General features: G+C 71.9%; 15 protein-coding genes. 3 read left to right on the top strand and 12 right to left on the bottom strand.

Annotated elements, in window-relative coordinates; genetic code table 11:
* Positions 1-3: 3 nt before the first annotated feature.
* Both ACF1CT_RS08215 and ACF1CT_RS08210 read right to left on the bottom strand, forming a co-directional pair.
* Positions 4-432, bottom strand: a complete 429-nt coding sequence (locus ACF1CT_RS08215) for an SgcJ/EcaC family oxidoreductase (RefSeq protein WP_391782950.1) — start codon at positions 430-432, stop codon at positions 4-6.
* 378 nt (positions 433-810) lie between these two features.
* The gene (locus ACF1CT_RS08210) at positions 811-1,992 is read right to left on the bottom strand and encodes an acyl-CoA dehydrogenase family protein (RefSeq protein ID WP_391782949.1); all 1,182 of its coding nucleotides are present in this window, start codon (positions 1,990-1,992) and stop codon (positions 811-813) included.
* Between the two features lie 499 nt (positions 1,993-2,491).
* Between ACF1CT_RS08210 and ACF1CT_RS08205 the strand changes: the two genes are divergently transcribed.
* Positions 2,492-4,075, top strand: a complete 1,584-nt coding sequence (locus ACF1CT_RS08205; protein ID WP_391782948.1) for a 4-hydroxyphenylacetate 3-hydroxylase family protein — start codon at positions 2,492-2,494, stop codon at positions 4,073-4,075.
* Between the two features lie 182 nt (positions 4,076-4,257).
* On the opposite strand, the gene ACF1CT_RS08200 is transcribed toward ACF1CT_RS08205, so the two are convergent.
* From ACF1CT_RS08200 to ACF1CT_RS08170, 7 genes are all read right to left on the bottom strand, one after another.
* Positions 4,258-5,943: a thiamine pyrophosphate-binding protein gene (locus ACF1CT_RS08200; RefSeq protein WP_391782947.1), complete on the bottom strand. Its 1,686-nt coding sequence runs from the start codon at positions 5,941-5,943 to the stop codon at positions 4,258-4,260.
* A gap of 97 nt (positions 5,944-6,040) precedes the next feature.
* Entirely contained in the window at positions 6,041-7,039 is a 999-nt protein-coding gene (locus ACF1CT_RS08195; protein ID WP_391782946.1) for a class I SAM-dependent methyltransferase, read from the bottom strand.
* An 84-nt stretch (positions 7,040-7,123) separates the two neighbouring features.
* Entirely contained in the window at positions 7,124-7,885 is a 762-nt protein-coding gene (locus ACF1CT_RS08190) for a prephenate dehydrogenase/arogenate dehydrogenase family protein (RefSeq protein WP_391782945.1), read from the bottom strand.
* Positions 7,886-8,025: 140 nt separating this feature from the next.
* Entirely contained in the window at positions 8,026-8,868 is an 843-nt protein-coding gene (locus tag ACF1CT_RS08185; protein ID WP_391782944.1) for a TIGR03084 family metal-binding protein, read from the bottom strand.
* Between the two features lie 2 nt (positions 8,869-8,870).
* Positions 8,871-9,920, bottom strand: a complete 1,050-nt coding sequence (locus ACF1CT_RS08180) for a carboxymuconolactone decarboxylase family protein (protein WP_391782943.1) — start codon at positions 9,918-9,920, stop codon at positions 8,871-8,873.
* A 189-nt stretch (positions 9,921-10,109) separates the two neighbouring features.
* On the bottom strand, positions 10,110-11,771 hold the full coding sequence (locus ACF1CT_RS08175) for an FAD-dependent oxidoreductase (protein ID WP_391782942.1): 1,662 nt from the start codon (positions 11,769-11,771) through the stop codon (positions 10,110-10,112).
* Positions 11,768-12,298 (bottom strand): DUF5987 family protein, encoded by a 531-nt coding sequence (locus ACF1CT_RS08170; RefSeq protein WP_391783070.1) that lies wholly within the window; start codon positions 12,296-12,298, stop codon positions 11,768-11,770. Before ACF1CT_RS08170 ends, ACF1CT_RS08175 begins: the two co-directional genes overlap by 4 nt.
* 583 nt (positions 12,299-12,881) lie before the next feature.
* Between ACF1CT_RS08170 and ACF1CT_RS08165 the strand changes: the two genes are divergently transcribed.
* A complete protein-coding gene (locus tag ACF1CT_RS08165; protein ID WP_391782941.1) occupies positions 12,882-13,799 on the top strand; it encodes a transcriptional regulator in 918 nt (305 codons plus the stop codon).
* Entirely contained in the window at positions 13,796-14,560 is a 765-nt protein-coding gene (locus tag ACF1CT_RS08160) for a helix-turn-helix transcriptional regulator (RefSeq protein WP_391782940.1), read from the top strand. Before ACF1CT_RS08165 ends, ACF1CT_RS08160 begins: the two co-directional genes overlap by 4 nt.
* A gap of 160 nt (positions 14,561-14,720) precedes the next feature.
* Here ACF1CT_RS08160 and ACF1CT_RS08155 read toward each other — a convergent pair whose 3' ends face one another.
* The 3 genes from ACF1CT_RS08155 to ACF1CT_RS08145 are packed head-to-tail and all read right to left on the bottom strand — an operon-like array spanning position 14,721 to position 17,112.
* Positions 14,721-16,070 (bottom strand): cytochrome P450, encoded by a 1,350-nt coding sequence (locus ACF1CT_RS08155; protein ID WP_391782939.1) that lies wholly within the window; start codon positions 16,068-16,070, stop codon positions 14,721-14,723.
* Positions 16,067-16,654, bottom strand: a complete 588-nt coding sequence (locus tag ACF1CT_RS08150) for a flavin reductase family protein (RefSeq protein ID WP_391782938.1) — start codon at positions 16,652-16,654, stop codon at positions 16,067-16,069. The genes ACF1CT_RS08155 and ACF1CT_RS08150 overlap by 4 nt, the downstream gene beginning before the upstream one ends.
* On the bottom strand, positions 16,651-17,112 hold the full coding sequence (locus tag ACF1CT_RS08145; protein WP_391782937.1) for an acyl-CoA thioesterase: 462 nt from the start codon (positions 17,110-17,112) through the stop codon (positions 16,651-16,653). Before ACF1CT_RS08145 ends, ACF1CT_RS08150 begins: the two co-directional genes overlap by 4 nt.
* Between the last annotated feature and the right edge of the window lies 1 nt (position 17,113).

The following is a 17,113-nucleotide window of genomic DNA, read 5'->3' as shown; positions in this document are numbered from 1 at the left end:
GGTTCAGGCGGCGTCGCGCGGGCTGTTCTGGTACGCGGCGAGCAGCCACTGGCCGTCGCGCTTGACCACGACCCAGGAGGCGTGGACGGCACGCTCGGGGCTCGGCTCGGTCTCGCCGGGGGCGAGGATGCCACCGCGGGTGATGAGGATGCCGGACTCGGCGTCGGCGAAGCGGACGTCGACGGGGGTGCCGGTGACCCGGGTGCCCTTGAACGGACCGGCGAAGGCGTTCGCCATGAAGGTCCGGACGGCGTCCTGGCCCTGCTCGAAGACACCGGGGAGGATCATGGTGCCGTCGGGGGTGAAGACCTCGGCGAACGCGTCGGCGTCGTGCGCGGCCCAGGCGGCGACGATGCGCCCGGGCAGTGCGGCCACGGCCGCCTTGTCCTCGGCCGGAATCTCGACGGCGGCGGGGGCGGTCTGAGTCGTCATGGTGGTCTGCTCCTCGTTCGGGGGCGGTCCCGGGGCTGCTCCCGGGATCGGATCAAGGTGGGTGCGCATGTGTGCGGCGAGGTGTGTATCCGTGTTTGCTGTCGGGCTTGTCGCACAGTTTGCAGTGATGTTTGTGGTGATGTTTGCAGTGGGGTTTGAGGCGATGTTTGCGGCGAGGTTTGTGGATAGGTTTGTGATGCAGCCTGGTTCTCGCCTGCGCGCGGGTTTGTGACCGCGCTTGTTCCCAGGTCTGTGTCCGGGTCCGGTCCGGGTCCGGTCCGGGTCCGGTCCGGGTCCGGTTCGGGTCCGGTCCCGGGATTGCGCCGATGGCTGTGCCGGCTTCGGCGGCAGAAGCGTGCGCGCGTTTCTGACGCCAGGTCAGATGTAGAGGGTGTTGGGCTCCTGTCCGCACAGAACGCGGCCGTACAGCTCGGTGTTGGTGCTCGGGTTCATCAGGGCGTGCACGTTGATGGCCTGGATGTCGCGGACCACGCGCTGGATGGGAACGTCCCGGTAGATGGAGGACCCACCGCTCGCGGAGGCCAGGAGGTCCACCGCCTCCTTGGCGAGCTTGCACGCCGCGCCCAGGTCGGCGCGCGCACGGGCCCGTTCCTCCAGCGACCACTGCTCCCCGGCCTCGCCCTTGCCGTCGACGAGGGAGGTCAGGCGGTGTGCGTGGAACTCCGCCCGGTCGGTCCTGAAGGTGGCTTCGGCGACCTGGAGGTGGGTGAGGGGCGCCTCGGCCTGCTGGGCGTAGGAGGTGTAGGTGATCGTACGGCCGGGCAGCCGCTCGAAGAAGGCGTCCTTGGCGGCCCGGGCGAGACCGAGGGCGGTACCGACGGACGAGGCGGAGGCGACGGGCAGCAGCGGGGAACGGTAGACCGGCGTGTCCGCGTTGAGCGCGGAGGCCCCCTGTCCCTGGAGGATCGCGCCGAGCGGCAGCACCCGCTCCTGCGGCACGAAGAGGTCCTGGGCGACCGTGCTGACGCTGCCCGTCCCACACAGGCCCGAGGTGTCCCAGTCGTCGATCAGCCGGAGGTCACCGATGGGGACGAGGGCCATGACCGGCTGCGGAGGACCGTCCGGGCTCTGGAGGACGGCGATGACCTCCTGCCAGTGGCTGTGGTGGGCTCCGCTGATGAAACCCCACTTCCCGTTGACGGTGATGCCGCCCGGGGCGGGCGTGGCCAGCGCCGAGGGGCTGAGAGTGCCGCAGATACGGACGTCGGGGGTGGCGAACACCTCCTCCTGGACGCTGTCGGGGAACAGGCAGGTCATCCAGGTGGGAATCCAGTACACGGCGGCGGTCCAGGCGGCGGCTCCGTCGGCGCGGCCCAGTTCGGCCGCCACGTCGACGAGCGTGCGGGTGTCGGCCTCGTATCCGCCGTAGCGCTTGGGAACGCGGAGCTTGAAGAGGCCCGCATCCCCCAGGGCCTCGATCGTCTCGTCCTGGAGCCGCCGGTCCTGCTCCGCCTGTGCGGCGTTCTTCTTCAGAAGGGGTGCCAACTCGGCGGCTCGCTGCACGAGTTGGGCACGGGTGGGGATGTCGGCGGTGAGCATCGGTGTCCTCCTGGACGTCGCGGGAGACAGAGCGGGCCGTGCTGGAGAGACCGTCACACCGGCGCACGGGGCGCGGCACCTTTTGGATTGCGCTGTTGGCGAGCCCCCGGGCAGGTCCGCATGACCGCCGAAACCGTCATCCGCCGGCCGGTCGGCCGACCGGCGCTCCGTGAGGTGTGGCACGTGAGGAGAAGACCCGGCTGCCCGTCGGCTGCCACGATGACGGTCCGGTCGGCACGTCGGGTTCCCGGCGGGACCGAGGCGGGTTTCACCGCACGCTTCCGACCGGCGCGGACGGCACACGGAATGGTCTCGGTCCGTACGCGGCGCACATGCCCGACCGGTACGCGGCGGACATGTCCGGACGGCGCGTGCCACGCGTGCCCGACCGGTGCGCCGCACGGTGGGCCCGGCCGGTCCGTGGCACGTGTGCGGTCGGGCCGTGCGCGTGGGTGCGGCCGGGTTCGCCGGACTCCGAGGACTTCAGGAAGAGGGGCACATGACCGACCAGCACCGCTCCGCCGACGAAGGGAACGCCCGGGTTCCGGGCAGCCGGCCGCTCACCGGTGACGAGTACGTCGAGAGCCTCCGTGACGACCGGCAGGTCTTCCTGTACGGCGAACGGGTCAAGGACGTCACCACGCACCCCGCCTTCCACAACCCGGTGCGGATGACCGCGCGGCTCTACGACGCCCTGCACGACCCGGCGACCCGCGACGTGCTCACCACCCGGACCGACACCGGCAGCGGGGGCTTCACCCACCGTTTCTTCACCACCCCGCGCAGCGCCGAGGACCTGGTCGCCGACCAGCGGGCGATCGCCGCCTGGTCGCGCATGAGTTATGGCTGGATGGGGCGCAGCCCCGACTACAAGGCGGCGTTCCTCGGCACGCTCGGCGCCAACGCCGACTTCTACGCGCCGTTCGAGGAGAACGCCAGGCGCTGGTACCGCGAGTCGCAGGAGAAGGTCCTCTACTGGAACCACGCGATCGTGCACCCGCCGGTGGACCGCAGTCTGCCGCCGGACGAGGTGGCGGACGTCTTCGTGCACGTGGAGAAGGAGACCGACGCGGGCCTGGTGGTGAGCGGCGCGAAGGTGGTGGCCACCGGGTCCGCGCTCACCCACCACAACTTCATCGCGCACTACGGGCTGCCGGTCAAGAAGAAGGAGTTCGCGCTGGTGGCGACGGTGCCGACCGGTGCGCCCGGGGTGAAGCTGATCTGCCGCCCCTCGTACACCGCCACGTCGGCGGTGATGGGCAGCCCGTTCGACTACCCGCTGTCCTCGCGTCTGGACGAGAACGACACGATCCTCGTCATGGACAAGGTCCTCATCCCGTGGGAGGACGTCTTCATCTACGGGGACATGGCGAAGATCCAGATGTTCTCCTCGCACTCCGGTTTCATGGAGCGGTTCACCTTCCACGGCTGCACCCGGCTGGCGGTGAAGCTGGAGTTCATCGCGGGGGCCCTGGCCAAGGCGCTGGAGATCACCGGCACGCAGGACTTCCGCGGTGTGCAGACGCGGCTGGGCGAGGTGCTGGCCTGGCGGAACCTCTTCTGGGGGCTGTCGGACGCCGCCGCCCGCAATCCCGTCGAGTGGCGGGGCGGTGCCGTGCTGCCCAACCCGCAGTACGGCATGGCGTACCGCTGGTTCATGCAGATCGGCTACCCGAGGGTCAAGGAGATCATCCAGCAGGACGTGGCGAGCGGGCTGATCTATCTCAACTCCAGCGCCGACGACTTCAAGAACCCGGAGATCCGGCCCTATCTCGACAAGTACGTCCGGGGATCGAACGGCATCGGCTCCGTCGAGCGGGTCAAGGTGCTCAAGCTGCTCTGGGACGCGGTGGGCAGCGAGTTCGGCGGCCGGCACGAGCTGTACGAGCGCAACTACGCGGGGAACCACGAGAACACCCGTGTGGAGCTGCTGTTCGCGCAGACCGCGAGCGGTCAGATGGACGACTACAAGGCACTTGTCGACAAGTGCCTGTCGGAGTACGACCTCGACGGCTGGACGGTGCCCGACCTGTCCTCGTTCGACGCCCTGCGCGAGGGACGCAAGAACCTGCTCGGCGACTGACGGCACGTCACCGAGCACGGAGACGGCCGCGGGACTCCCGGAGGGGTCCCGCGGCCGTCGAGCCACTTCGGAACACTTCAGACCGGTTCGGTCGATTTCGTTTGGGTTGAAGGAAGCTCAGGATGTCTCGGGCCCCGGAGCCGCCGGGCCTCCGGAGCCGTCGGGGCGCCGTGCGTCCCGGGTCAGTGGCCGGCGAGGAGGTCTGCCAGGTAGGGGGCGATCACCCGGCGCACGATCTTGCAGTCGAGCAGCAGGGTGCCGGGGCAGTCCCGCTCCCGCCAGGCGGCGACGGCCGCCAGGTCGGCGGCCTCGCGGACGGTGACCGCTTCGGCGCCCAGGGCGCGGGCCAGACCGGCGAAGTCGGTGTCCGCGAAGCTCATGGTGGAGCTGTCGGCCCCGCGCGGAACGTACATGTGCTCCTCGAAACCGTACGAACCGTCGTCGTAGACCACCACCAGACAGGAACGGCCCGTGCGTACCAGGGTGTCGAGCTCGGGCAGGCCCATCAGCGCGCCGCCGTCGCCGAGCGCCGCGACCGTCACCCGGTCGGGCCGTCCGACCGCGGCTCCGACGGCGCCGGAGAGCCCCAGCCCGATGCTCTGGAACGCGGCACCGGTGAACACCATGGCGGCGGGGTCGGGCACGGACCAGTACATGGCGGGCCAGCCGATGAAGTGGCCGCCGTCGAGAACGAGGGTGTGTTCCGCGGGGAGCAGGGTGGCGAGCGCGCGGGTGAGCGTGCGCGGGTCGATACGGTCCGCCGTCCCGGCGTCCTCGTACGGGACGTCGTGCCAGCGGGCGGACGCGAGGGCCCGGGTCTCCGCGGAGCGCCATCCGGTATCGAGTGCGGAGGGTGCCGGGGACGCGCAGGGTGCGGGTGCGGGACCGTCGAGGCGGTCGAGCGCGTCGAGGAGCCGTACGGCGACGGTCGCGACGTCGCCTCCCACCGCCAGGTCCACACGGGGGTGCGCGGGTGTGTCGGCGAGATCGACGCGGACGACGGTGGCCGCCGGGTCGAGCAGTCGGCCGCCGTGCAGGGTGAAGGTGTCCAGACTCGTGCCGAAGGCCATCACCAGGTCGGCCCGCCCGATCAGTTCGGCGGGGCCGGGTGCGGAGAAACCGCCGCAGATGCCCAACGACCAGGGGCTGTCGTCGAACAGCCCGTGGGCCATCACCGTCGTCGTGCAGAGGGCTCCGACCCGGTCGGCAAGGTCCCGCAGCACCTTGCCCGCCCCGCTGCGCCAGGCCCCGGCACCCGCCAGCAGGAGTGGCCGCCGCGCTCCGGCGAGGAGTGCCGCGAGCCGCTCGGTCTCTTGCGACGAGGGGGCTCGGGGAGCGGCGGCCACGGGCCGTGACGGTGCGTGGGACGTGGTGGGGCCGGCCTGCGCGTCGAGGAGGTCGTTCGGCAGGAGGACGACGACGGGGCGCTGCCGTGACCGCGCGGTGTCCAGCGCGGCACGGACACGGACCGCGGCCGTACCGGGATCGGTGAGTCGCACGACGGGCGCGCCGAGGGCGGTGACCAGGGCGCTCTGGTCGATGTCGTGCGCTCGCGGTCCGGCGAGCGGCGCGTCGCCGCTGAGCAGCAGCACGGCGCTGCGGTTCTTGGCGGCCTCGGCGAGCGCGGTGGCCGTGTTGGCGATGCCCGGTCCGTGCGTGGTGGTGCACACCGCGACCTCGCCCGTCGCCCGGAAGTAGGCGTCGGCCATGCCCATCGCGCCGCCCTCGTGACGGGCGGCGGTGTAGTGGATTCCGGACGCGGTGAGGGCGGCGGCGGCCAGGACGTTGCCGCCGCCGACGAGGCCGAAGGCGTGACGTACGCCGTCGGCGGCGAGGGCGGCGGCCACTGCGGCCACAAGAGTGCTCATCGGGACTCCCGGGTTCGGAGGGCCACGGAGTGGGAGCGGCGTCCGGCCGACAGGACGACGGCCGGGGGCGTGCGATCGGGGGCGTGCGGGCGGGCGGTCAGGCGAGTTCGAAGATGACCTCTCCGACCGTCATCTCGATCCTGTTGGTGCGGATCAGCTCCCAGCCGCCCTCCTCGAAGACCGACTCCCAGTCCTCGATGCGCGGCAGGAAGGTGCCCATCAGATCGTGACCGAGCTCGAAGCCGAGGGTGAAGACGGGCAGTTCGGTGTCCGGGACGGAGGTGCGTGTGGCGTCACCGATCAGCAGACGTCGGGCCGCCGGGAAGACCTCCCTCAGGCGCCGCAGGGTGGCGACGCACCTGTCCCGGGGCCAGAAGTCGTGGCCCATCATGAAACAGGTGACCAACTCGACCCCGTCGAAACCGGGGTGCGGTTCCAGGCGCAGCACGTCGCCCCGGACGAACTCGGTGCGGTCCGAGAGCCCGGCCTCGGCGGCCTCCTTGCGGGCCACGTCGAGCGAGGGCGCGGCGATGTCGACACCGATCCCGGAGGCGTCGGGGAAGTGCCGCAGGAGGTCCATGAGCCGGCCGCCGCTGCCGCAGCCCAGGTCGGCGACGCGGGTGACGGCGAAGTCGAGGTTCTCCACGGCGTTCCAGAACGTCGGGGCGTAGGTGACCTCGTCGATCTCCCGGCAGGCGAAGGCGATGGCGGCCGGGTCCCGGCGGTAGTAGTCGCCCTGGCGGTTCTCGTTGCACAGCACGCGCGGGATCTGCTGGAAGAGTTCGGCGCTGCCCCGGCCCAGCCAGTGGAAGAACGACTTGTTGCGGTACATCACGTCGAAGCGGGGCAGGGCGGTGACGGTGGTGTTCTCGCGCCGTACGAGTCCGACGGAGGCCATGGCCCGGAACAGACCGGTCGTCGACAGCACGTCGAGGTCGTTGCGCTCGGCGAACTCCGCGGTGTCGAGCACCCGGTCGCGGTACAGCTCGTCGAGGGCCCCGATCTCCCATGCCGCGGAGATCGCGAAGGCCGCGACGGCGGAGTTGTAGATGGTGGCAACGCTGCGCGCGCTGCTCTGTGCGATGTCGACGGTCACTGCTCAGCACCTCATCCCGGTGAGTCCGCGGCGGGGGCCTCCCCCGCCGCCACCCCGCCAAGGCGCTGGGGGGCGATTCGCGTTTCATGGTCCGAGCGGTCCCGGAGGCAGGTCATCTCCGCGGTTGCTCAGCTGTCCCGGCCCGGTCGTCGAGGCCGGATCGTGCTGGTCAAAGCGGCTTGATCGGTCCGGTTCGCACGGGTCGGCCCGTGCGAGGCCGGACGGCGGGGTCGCCCCCGTGCGGGGCCCGGTGGGCGCGGTGGCGACCGGGGCCGGTGTGTGCGCGGGGGCGGCGACGGCGCGGTCGTGCTGCGCGGGGGTGAGGTCGCGGCGGTGGGCCCCGCAGAGTCGTAGGAGGGCGTCGACCGCCGCGGTGGCCGCCGGGTCGCCGTCCTCGTAGGGGCACAGAATCCAGGTGCGGCCGGTGAACGGGCCGTCCGCGGCGGTCGTGGGCCGGTGGGGCACGTGATCCGGGTCGATCAGCGGGTTGCCCGGTACGTAGCCGAGCAGGTCGCAGCCCCGTAGTCGGGCCTCCGCCCCGATGGCCTCCTTGGTGTCCGTCGCGGCGATGTCGGTGTACGCGCGGCCGAGTCCCCGCGCCTGTGCCTCGTACAGGACGTCGACGACGGTGGCGGCGGGGGTGGCGACCACGACCACGTCGGCCGCCGGGAGGCCCGGCGGCCGGAGACCGCCGGCGCCGAGTTCCTGGGCACGGGCGACGACGCGTGGGTCCGTGTCGAGCAGGTGTACCTCGACCCCGGCCCCGCGCAGCGCGAACGCGACGGCGAGGCCGCGGGTGCCGCATCCGATCACGGTCGCGGTGCGCAGGGTGGTGGGGGTGGCCATGGACGCTCCTCCTGGTGGGCCCCGGGGCCGGCGGCCGGGTCTGTGTGGGGGGCGGTGCCGATGTCGGGGTCGACGTCGGGGTCGTGGGGCGGTGTGGCGCCGGGAGGGCGTCCCGGTGGCGGCCCCTCTCCGTCGGGACATCAGTGCCGGTGGGCGAACTGGCCGGGCCTGCGCCCCTCGCCCGCGGGGCCGCGGTAGGCCTGGGCGATGCCGAGCCACCGGTCGGCCTCCGCGCCGGTCGCGGTGAGGGCGAGGTCGTCCCGGTGGCGCCGTCGGGTGACCAGCAGGCAGAAGTCGTGGGCGGGGCCGGTGATGCGCTGTGCGGCGTCCTCGGGGCCGAAGGCCCAGATCTCTCCGGAGGGTGCGGTGAGCTCGAAGCGGAACGGCTCGGGCGGCGGGGTGAGTCCGTGGGAGAGATAGCCGAAGTCGCGAGTGAGGACGGCGAACCGGACGAGGTGCCGAAGCCGCTCGGTGGGCTCGCGCCGCACGCCGAGCGCGTCGGCGATGTCCTGCCCGTGCCCGAAGAGCTCCATGATCCCGGCGGAGGCGAGCACGGTCGGCGGCAGCGGGTTGACCAGCCACGGGACGACCTGGTCGGCGGGGACCGCGGCGAGGGCCGCGACGGACGTTTCGCCCAGGGCCCGGAACCGGGCCAGCAGTACGGCGGGCGGGAAGGCGTTGAACTGTTCCAGCGCCGCGTTGACCGATCCGTCGAAGTCGTGGGCGGCGCCCGCGGCGATGGCCTTGAATGCCTCCGGGTCGGCCGCGGCGGTGCCCGCGAGATGGAAGATGAAGGTCAGGTGGGCGATCTGGTCGGCGACGCTCCAGCCGGGGGCGGGCGTCGGCGTGGCCCAGGCCGCTTCGTCGAGGTCATTGACGAGCCGTGCGGTCTCCTCGATGTCGGTCGCGAGGTCCTTGAGGACGGCGTCGAGCGCGCGGGCGAGATCGTGATCGAGGACGGGGGCGGGGGCGGTGGTGGTCATGGTCAGCTCCTGGTGGTCGGGCCGTTCGACGGAACGGTCTGGTGGGCGGGTGCGGCGAGGCGGGTTCCGAGGTGACGGGCGGCGCGCAGCGCGGCCCATGAGGTGAGCTCGACGAGGTCGCGGTCGGTGGGGCGCACGGCCCGGAAGGCCCGGATGTCGTCGTCCGTGATCCGGTACGGGGCGAGGGCGGTCAGCAGGGCGAGAGCGGCGACCGGGCGCTGCCCCGGCAGCGGTCGGTCCGGCGGCAGTGCGGCGAGTGCCTCGGTGAGCCAGGCGCGGCCCGGTCCGGGGGCGGTGCCGTCGTACCGTTCGATGTGCCGGTCCACGGTGTGCCCGACGGGTTGTGCCAGCCACGGGGCGACGGCGGCGTCGAGTGCGGCGGCGGACCGCGCCAGGGCCCCGGCGACGGCGGGACGTTCCGCGGCCCAGGCGAGGTCCGCGGGCAGCGGGGCCGGGGGCAGCAGGTCGAGCGAGGCCCCGGGCAGCAGCGGGCCGCGGGCCGTGGGGCGCATGGACCGGGCGACCATGCGCAGCATCGGGTCGCGGACGGCCCGCGGGGCCTGCCGTGGCAGGGGCGAGGCGGGCAGGAACAGCCCGGCCATGCGGTTGAGGTAGTGGAAGGTGGTGGCGACGCCCGCGAGTTCGGGGATGTCACGGTCGGCGACGCGGCCGGGTTCGCCCTCGAACCAGGCGAGGACATCGGCGCGTTCGCCGTCGTCGGCGGTGGGCAGCGTGTCGAGTTTCGCCTGGTGGATCTCGACGCAGTACGGGCAGGTGTTGGCCCGCGAGACGGCGGTGGCGACGGCCTCCTTGAGCGCGCGGTCGACGTGACCGGGTACCAGGAGCGTCTCGCGCAGCAGCAGCCAGCTCGCCGCGAGCGCGGTCGGGGCGGGCGAGTGCAGGACCAGGGGCGGCGCGAGGAGACCGAAGTCGCGCTCGGCCTCGTGGTACACGCGGGCGACGGGGCCGCGGGCGGCGGTCGGGGCGACGGGGGTGATGTGGCGGATGTCGCCGAGTGACTGGCGCAGGGCCGCTCTGATCAGGGTGCGCATGGAGGGCACCTCCTGGGGGTGCGGGTCGGACGGCGGGGCCGCACGCGAATGACTGGTTTCGTGAAGCAACTCACCGGACGGCGTACGCGGGGTGGTGCGATCCGGCTCAGGAGCCGGTCAGGGCCGGGACCAGGCACAGAACCAGGGCCGGGACCGGGGCAAGGGCCCTGCGGGGTGGCGCGATCCGGCTCAGGAGCCGGTCAGGGCCGGGACCAGGGGCAGGACCCTGCGGCGGCCGCTGCGCGAGCCGTCGGGCGCGGGAGCGCCGTAGGTGACGTCCACTCCCCTGCTCCGTGCGGCGTGGACGATGCCGGGGACGGCGCGTTCCGCGAGGGCGGCGATGGTCATGGCCGGGTTCACGGTGAGCGCGCCGGGGACGGCGGAGCCGTCGGTGACGAAGATGCCCGGGTGGTCGCGGAGTTCGTTGCGGTCGTCCAGGGCCGAGGTGTGCGGGTCGTCCCCCATCCGGCAGGACGCCAACGGGTGCACGGTGTACGCGCCGACCAGGTCGTTGGTCCACGGCATGACGCGGGCCAGCCCGTCCTTCTCCATGATCTCCTTGACCTCGGCGTCCGACTGGGCCCACCCGTGCAGGGTGTTCTCGGTGGGGACGTACCTGAGGTTGCCGCGGCCGAGCATCTGCTGGGAGATGCGGTGGGCGTTGCCGGTGGCCGGCGGCGGCCCGAAGACACCCTCGTTGTCGTCCTCCGTCATCGAGAAGATGGTCAGCCAGGACTTCCAGCGCTTGAGGATCTCCTTCTTCTCCGTCCCGAACCAGGAGGGGCCGTGGGCGTCGGGCACCTGGGCGAGGATCGTGCCGAGGCCGGGCGGGAAGTAGAGCTGTTCCAGCGAGTAGCGGGAGTACTCGGGGAGCGATCCGTCCAGGCGGTCCCAGCTCGCGACGGTGGGGCCCTTGCCGATCTGGTTGGCCGCGTAGGCGAGGCCCTCCCCCCGGCTCAGCCCGAGGAGCTCGGCCACCTTGTCCTCGTTGAGGATGGCCGTGTTGAGGCGTTCCCCGTTGCCGGAGAAGTAGCGGCCGACGGCGTGCGGCATGGTGCCGAGCGCGGCCTCGCTGCGCTGGAGGATCACCGGGGTGGCTCCGGCTCCGGCGGCCATGACCACGATCTTGGCCTCGATGACCCCGCTTCCGGAGCGGAGACGGTAGTCCTCGTCGTCGACGATGTTGTAGTGCACCCGGTAGGAGCCGTCCGAGGTGCGCGAGAGGTACTGCACCTCGTGCAGGGGACGGATCTCGGCGCCGTGGGCGACGGCCGCGGGCAGGTAGTTGACGGTCAGCGACTGCTTGGCCCCGAAGCGGCAACCGGCCATCATCCAGTTGCAGTTGGTGCACCTGGAGTTGTCGATGGCCACGGCGAGCGGGTTGGCGGTGCGGCCGGCGTGGTCGCAGGCCGCGGCCCACAGCCCTCCGGCGTAACTGACGTCGCTCCACTGCTGCTTGGTGACGGACAGGGACTCCTCGATGCGGTCGTACCAGGGGTCGAGGGTGTCCCGGCTGACCGCCTCGGGCCACATCCGGCGGCCGATGCCGCCGCGCCGGTCGAAGACGAAGCGGGGGGCCCGGGGCATCGCGGCGAAGTAGACGACGCTGCCGCCGCCGACGCAGTTGCCGCCCAGGACGCTCATCCCGTCGCCCACGACGAAGTCGAAGACCCGGGTGTAGGAGGAGCCGAGTTTGTAGTCGTGCTCGAAGTCCTGGTCCTTCAGCCACGGGCCACGTTCCAGGACGGTGACATCGGCGCCCCCGGCGGCCAGGTGATAGGCGGCGATCGCTCCGCCGAAGCCGCTGCCGATCACCAGGACGTCGGTGCGCTCGACGGTGCTGCCGCTCATGCCGGACTCCCTGAGGGTGTGGTGTCGGGATGCAGACGTGCGAGGGGACGGCCGTAGCCGAAGGAGTCGAAGCGCCAGAGCCCGTCCGCGTCGGGCTGTGTGATGCCCATCGCGGCGAGTCCCGGGTGCCCGTCCCGCAGCGCCTCGACGGTGTGCAGGTGGGCGGCCGAGTCGAAGGCCATGTTGCAGAAGAGGGACAGCAGGACCCAGAAGTCCTTCTCGGGGTGGCCGGGCCGGGTCAGCCGCTGGATCAGCGCGGTGCGGTCGGCGAAGTCCAGGGCGACGAAGGGCGGGACGTCCCCGTCCGGGGCGAGGCCGTTCTCCATGGCGTAGACCTCGGCGTGGTCGTTGACCAGGCGGGCGAGGTCGCCGAGCCCCTCGGAGATCCCGGTCGCGTCCCAGCGCAGCAGTTCCAGCGCACCGGCGGCGACGGCTCCGCCGCCCTCGGCCGCGCCGGCGACGGCCCGGTCGCCGGGCCACCGTTTCTCCCCCGGGACGATGGTGTCCGCGTACGCCTCCAGCGTCAGGGTCTCCCGCTCGTCCGTCCGGGTCTCCGGTCCGTGGGCCTCCGGTTCGCCGTTCCGCGATTCCTTCCGCTCGTCGTTCCGCGGTTCCTCTCGTACGTCGTTGTCGGGCAACTCGGCCTCCGTGAGTGGGATTCGTGGGGGTGCCGACCGGCACGTAAGAAAGTTAGGACCGCTGAGTCTTTTCAAGCAACTAAGCAGGTGGGTTCAGCGAACACAGTGAGTCTCTTCAAGCAACTAACCGGAGTCGAAACATCGCGCGCGCAGAGTTTCAAGAAGAAACGGAGGGGCCGGTACGCTTCATTCGAACGTGTAGAGAGAACGCGCAATCAGACGTTCCGACGCGGAATTCGGGACAACTGGACAGGCCGCCTTGAACACACGGGGGAGAACGTTGGAAAACACCGACAGAACCCTTCAGTTACCCGCCCATTTCATTGACAGGGTCAGGGTCGACAGCCTCCTCCCAGCAGATTCACCGCGGCTCAACGGCCTGGACGACGACCATGTGCAGCGACTCTGCGAGATATACGAGACACTGCCCCCCATTCTCGTCCACCGCTCCACCCGACGCGTGATCGACGGAATGCACAGAATCGCGGCAGCCGGAATCCTCGGGCAGGACACGGTGGACGTCCAGTATTTCGACGGCGCCGAAGCGGAACTCTTCCTCAGGGCGGTCGCCGCCAATGTGTCGCACGGCCTGCCGCTGTCGGGAACCGAGCGCAAGGCCGCGGCGATCCGTATCCTCGCCTCCCACCCGAAGCTGTCGGACCGCGCCGTCTCCTCGTGCGTCGGCCTCGACGCCAAGACCGTGGCCGCGGTGCGTCGTTCAACCGGGGATTCTCCGCGCGTGAACGTGCGCCTGGGCAGCGACGGCAGGGCCCACCCCCTGGACCGCACCGCCGAGCGCCTGCACGCCGCGGAACTCCTCACCAACAGCCCCGGGCTGCCGCTGCGGACCGTCGTCGCCCGGACCGGGCTGTCCCTGGGCACGGCGCACGACGTACGTCAGCGGTTGCTGCGCGGCGAGACCCCGGTGCCGGCCGGCCGCCGCTCCACGGACCGGCCCGCAGACCCCCGGACCCCACCGGTCCCCACCGCCTCCGCGTCGCCCGCCGCGCCCACCCCCCGGGCCGGGCCGAGTTCGTTACGACGGCCGGAGGCCCCGATGCACTCGGCCCGCACCCGGGCCTCGTTCGAAACCCTGCGCAAACTCGCCGGCGACCCCTCGCTCCGGCATTCCGAGAACGGCCGCGCCTTCGTCCGCTGGATCCACACGCATTTCGTGACGGACGACGCCTGGCGAAGCGTGGCGGCAGCCGTACCGTCCCACAACACCGACACGGTGGCGGAACTCGCCCTGCAGTGTTCCGACACGTGGAAAAGGTTCGCCGAGGATCTGTCCCGACGACGGTTCAGCGATCGGTCCGCCGCTTCGGGAACGAAAGCCGCTTCGGAATCCCGACATCGACAACCATCCATCAACCAGGAGACACGGTGACCACCACTTCCATCGAGCGGGCCGTACGCCGGGTTATCGACGACATGCACGTCAACCTGGGCCAGGAAATCACCATCGACGACATGGCGCGCACCGCCATGTTCAGCAAGTTCCACTTCACCCGGATCTTCCGCGACGTCACCGGGACCTCTCCGGGCCGCTTCCTCTCCGCACTGCGCCTCCAGGAGGCGAAACGGCTCCTCATGGAGACCGAATTCAGCGTCGCGGACATCAGCAGCCAGGTCGGCTACAGCAGCGTCGGGACGTTCAGCTCCCGCTTCAAGTCCTGTGTGGGGGTGTCCCCCAGCATGTTCCGGGAACTGGGCGGCTTCGCCTCCGAACTGGAGGCCCTGGACGCCGCCTCCCCCACCGGCACCGTCCTGCGCGGCCGCATACACCTCTCCCCGGACCGCAGACCCGGCTACTGCTTCGTGGGGCTCTTCCCCAAGCCCGTACCGCAGGGCAGGCCCGCCCGCTGCCTGGTCCTGGACAGCCCCGGCGCCTTCGAGCTGCGCGACATCCCGGAGGGCACCTGGCACGTCCTGGTCCACTCCGTGCCGTACGGGGCCGAGGACGTCCCCTCCGGAACGGCCGACGCCCAGGCCGTGTCCGTCGGCCACTACGGACCGGTCACCGCGGACACCGACACGCTCCTGCTGCCGGCGGACATCACCCTGCGCCCGCTCGCCGCGCTGGATCCGCCGGTCCTGATGGCCCTGCTCGACATGCGCACCGCGGCGATGGCGGCGGTCGCGAGCTGAGCGGCGCGCGCCGTGCGCCGACCGCACAGACCGCACAGACCGCACAGACACCGTGCGGGAACCGTCGATCGCACGCACACCGGCACGGAGAGGGGGCGGCCCTCGGCCCGGCCCCCTCTCCACCTGCGGCGGCACCTACGCACCGGGCCGGGCCCCTGTCCTACCGGGCCCGTGCGACGGTCATGGGAAGGCCGCCGCCCAGACGCAGGGACATCATGGGTTCGGCGACCGCCTCGTACCCGGGCACGGCCCGCAGGTCCAGGTCACGGGTGACCAGCGCGGTCACGAACACCGCCTCCATCATCCCGAGGTTGCTGCCGACGCAGAAACGCGGGCCCGCGCCGAACGGGATGTACGCGTAGCGGGGCCTGCGCGCCACCCGCCGCGCGTCGAAGCGGTCGGGATCGAACCGCTCGGGACGCTCCCACAGCCGGGGGTGCCGGTGCAGGGTGTACGGGCAGACGAGCACATCGGCGCCGGCGGGCACCGGGTGGCCGCCGACCACGTCGTCGGCCCGGGCGATCCTCGGCAGGATCCACACCGGCGGATAGAGCCGCATCGCCTCCTGCACGACCTGCGTGGTGTACGTGAGCCGGTGCAGGTCCTCCATGCCGGGCGGCCGGTCCCCCAACACCCGCCGGGCCTCCTCCCGGACCCGGTCCCGGGCGCCGGGGTGACGTTCCAGCAGGTGCAGTGTCCAGCCGAGGGTGCTGGCGGTCGTCTCGTGACCGGCAAGGAGCAGCGTGATCAGCTCCTCCCTCAACTGCCGCCGGCCGGCCCGCGGGTCCTCGACGCGCGACGCCGCCGCGATCATCCGGGACAGGGCGTCGTCGCCGTCCCCCTCGGAGCGCATCCGTTCCGAGCGCCGGGCGACCAGGGCCTCGACGACGCGGGAGAGTTCCGCCTCGGCGCGGCGGAAGCGGCGCTGCCGGGCCAGCGGGACCCAGTCGGGGACGAGGTCCTGCGTGACCATCTCGAACATTGCCTGGTCCTGGACGGCCTCGAAGGCGTGGGCGATCGAGTCGTGCGCGGACAGGTCGGAGTCGAGCAGGGTACGGCCGAGGACGCCGAGCGTGAGGCCGGTGACCTCGTGCAGGACGTCGACGACGGCGGGCCCGCCCGCGGCCTTCGCGAGCGTGGCCACCAGGGCCACCGCCTCCTCGGCGACGACGTCCGCCTGCGCCGCGATCCGGCCCGGCCTGAACGCGGGCTGGACCGTCCTGCGCCGGGCGCGCCAGATGTCGCCCTCGCTGGTGAGCAGCCCGTCCCCGAGGATGCGCCGGGCCTGCACGAGGCCGATGCCCTTGTGGTAGTTGTCGCTGTTGTCCGCGAGGACGTGCTTGGCGTGGTCGGGGTGGTTGAAGATGAACATCTTCCTGGGCCCCATGGAGACCCGTACGACGTCGTCGAGTTCGGCGGCGTCGCGCATCATCCCGAGCCGGTCCACCGCCAGTTTGCGCAGCAGCCCGGGCAGGGCCCACAGCGGCGGCGAGGCCGCCCCGCCGGTCATGCGACGGCCTCCGGGCTCCGGCCGGACCCTCCGAGGCGGCCGAGGCGGCCCCGGTGGAACAGCAGTGCGTCCCGGTCCGGGTTCTCCTCCCAGGCCAGCACCCTGCCGACGTGGAGGATGTGGTCGCCGCCGTCGTAGGTGCGCCAGGCACGGCATTCGAAGTGGGCCGCGGCCCCGGCGAGGACCGGAGCACCGGTCACCGGCCCGGGGAACCAGTCGACGGCGTCGAACTGGCCGGCGCCCGGCGGCCGGGACCGGTCGGCGAAGTGCCGGGCGACGTGTTCCTGGTCCGCCCCGAGCACCGAGACGGCGAAGACGGGGGCGGCGGCGAGACTGCTCCGCATCCGTGCCTCCTCGGCGACGCAGACCAGGACGAGGGGCGGGTCGAGGGAGACGGACGTGAAGGAGTTGGCGGTCATCCCCCGGGGGACGTCGCCGCCCACGGTCACCACCGTCACCCCCGTGGGGAAGGAGCCGAAGGCCCGGCGCAGCCGCCGTTCCTCCCCCGCCCCGGTCGCGTCGGGCGGTGTCGCGGCCGGGCGGGACGGGGGGTGGACGGCCGGGCGGGCGGGCGGGGCGCTCATGCCGGCCGCCCGGTCAGCTGTCGTCCGGTCACCGTGTAGGGCTCCAGGGCGCGGGCCAGGTCCTCGGGGATGAGGGAGGGCACGGTGGCCGTGTTCGGCCCCCGCATGCAGGCGATGCGCTGGCGCCCGCGGGCCACCAGGGTCTCCGCCCCGTCCTCCGCCACCTTCACGTAGTCGAAGGTGAATTCGAGCTGGGTCTGGCCGAGTTCGGACAGGCGCATCCGGATGGAGAGCTCGTCGAAGGCGGTGATCTCGGCGAAGAACTCGCAGTCGACCTTCAGCGTGAACAGCTTCAGGTCGCGCTGGATGTCGGCGAGGACGCCGGGCGCCTTCCGCTTGAGGAACAGTTCGCGGCAGCGCCCCTGCCAGCGCAGGTAGTTGACGTAGTACACGTTGCCGACGAGGTTGGTGTCCTCGAACCCGACGGTGTGCTGGTACTCGAAGTAGTCTTCCGGCATG

Origin of the sequence: Streptomyces sp. NPDC014734, assembly GCF_043083325.1 — a bacterium.
In the GTDB taxonomy this organism is placed as follows: Bacteria; Actinomycetota; Actinomycetes; order Streptomycetales; family Streptomycetaceae; genus Streptomyces.
This window is presented reverse-complemented; position numbering and strand designations above follow the sequence as displayed.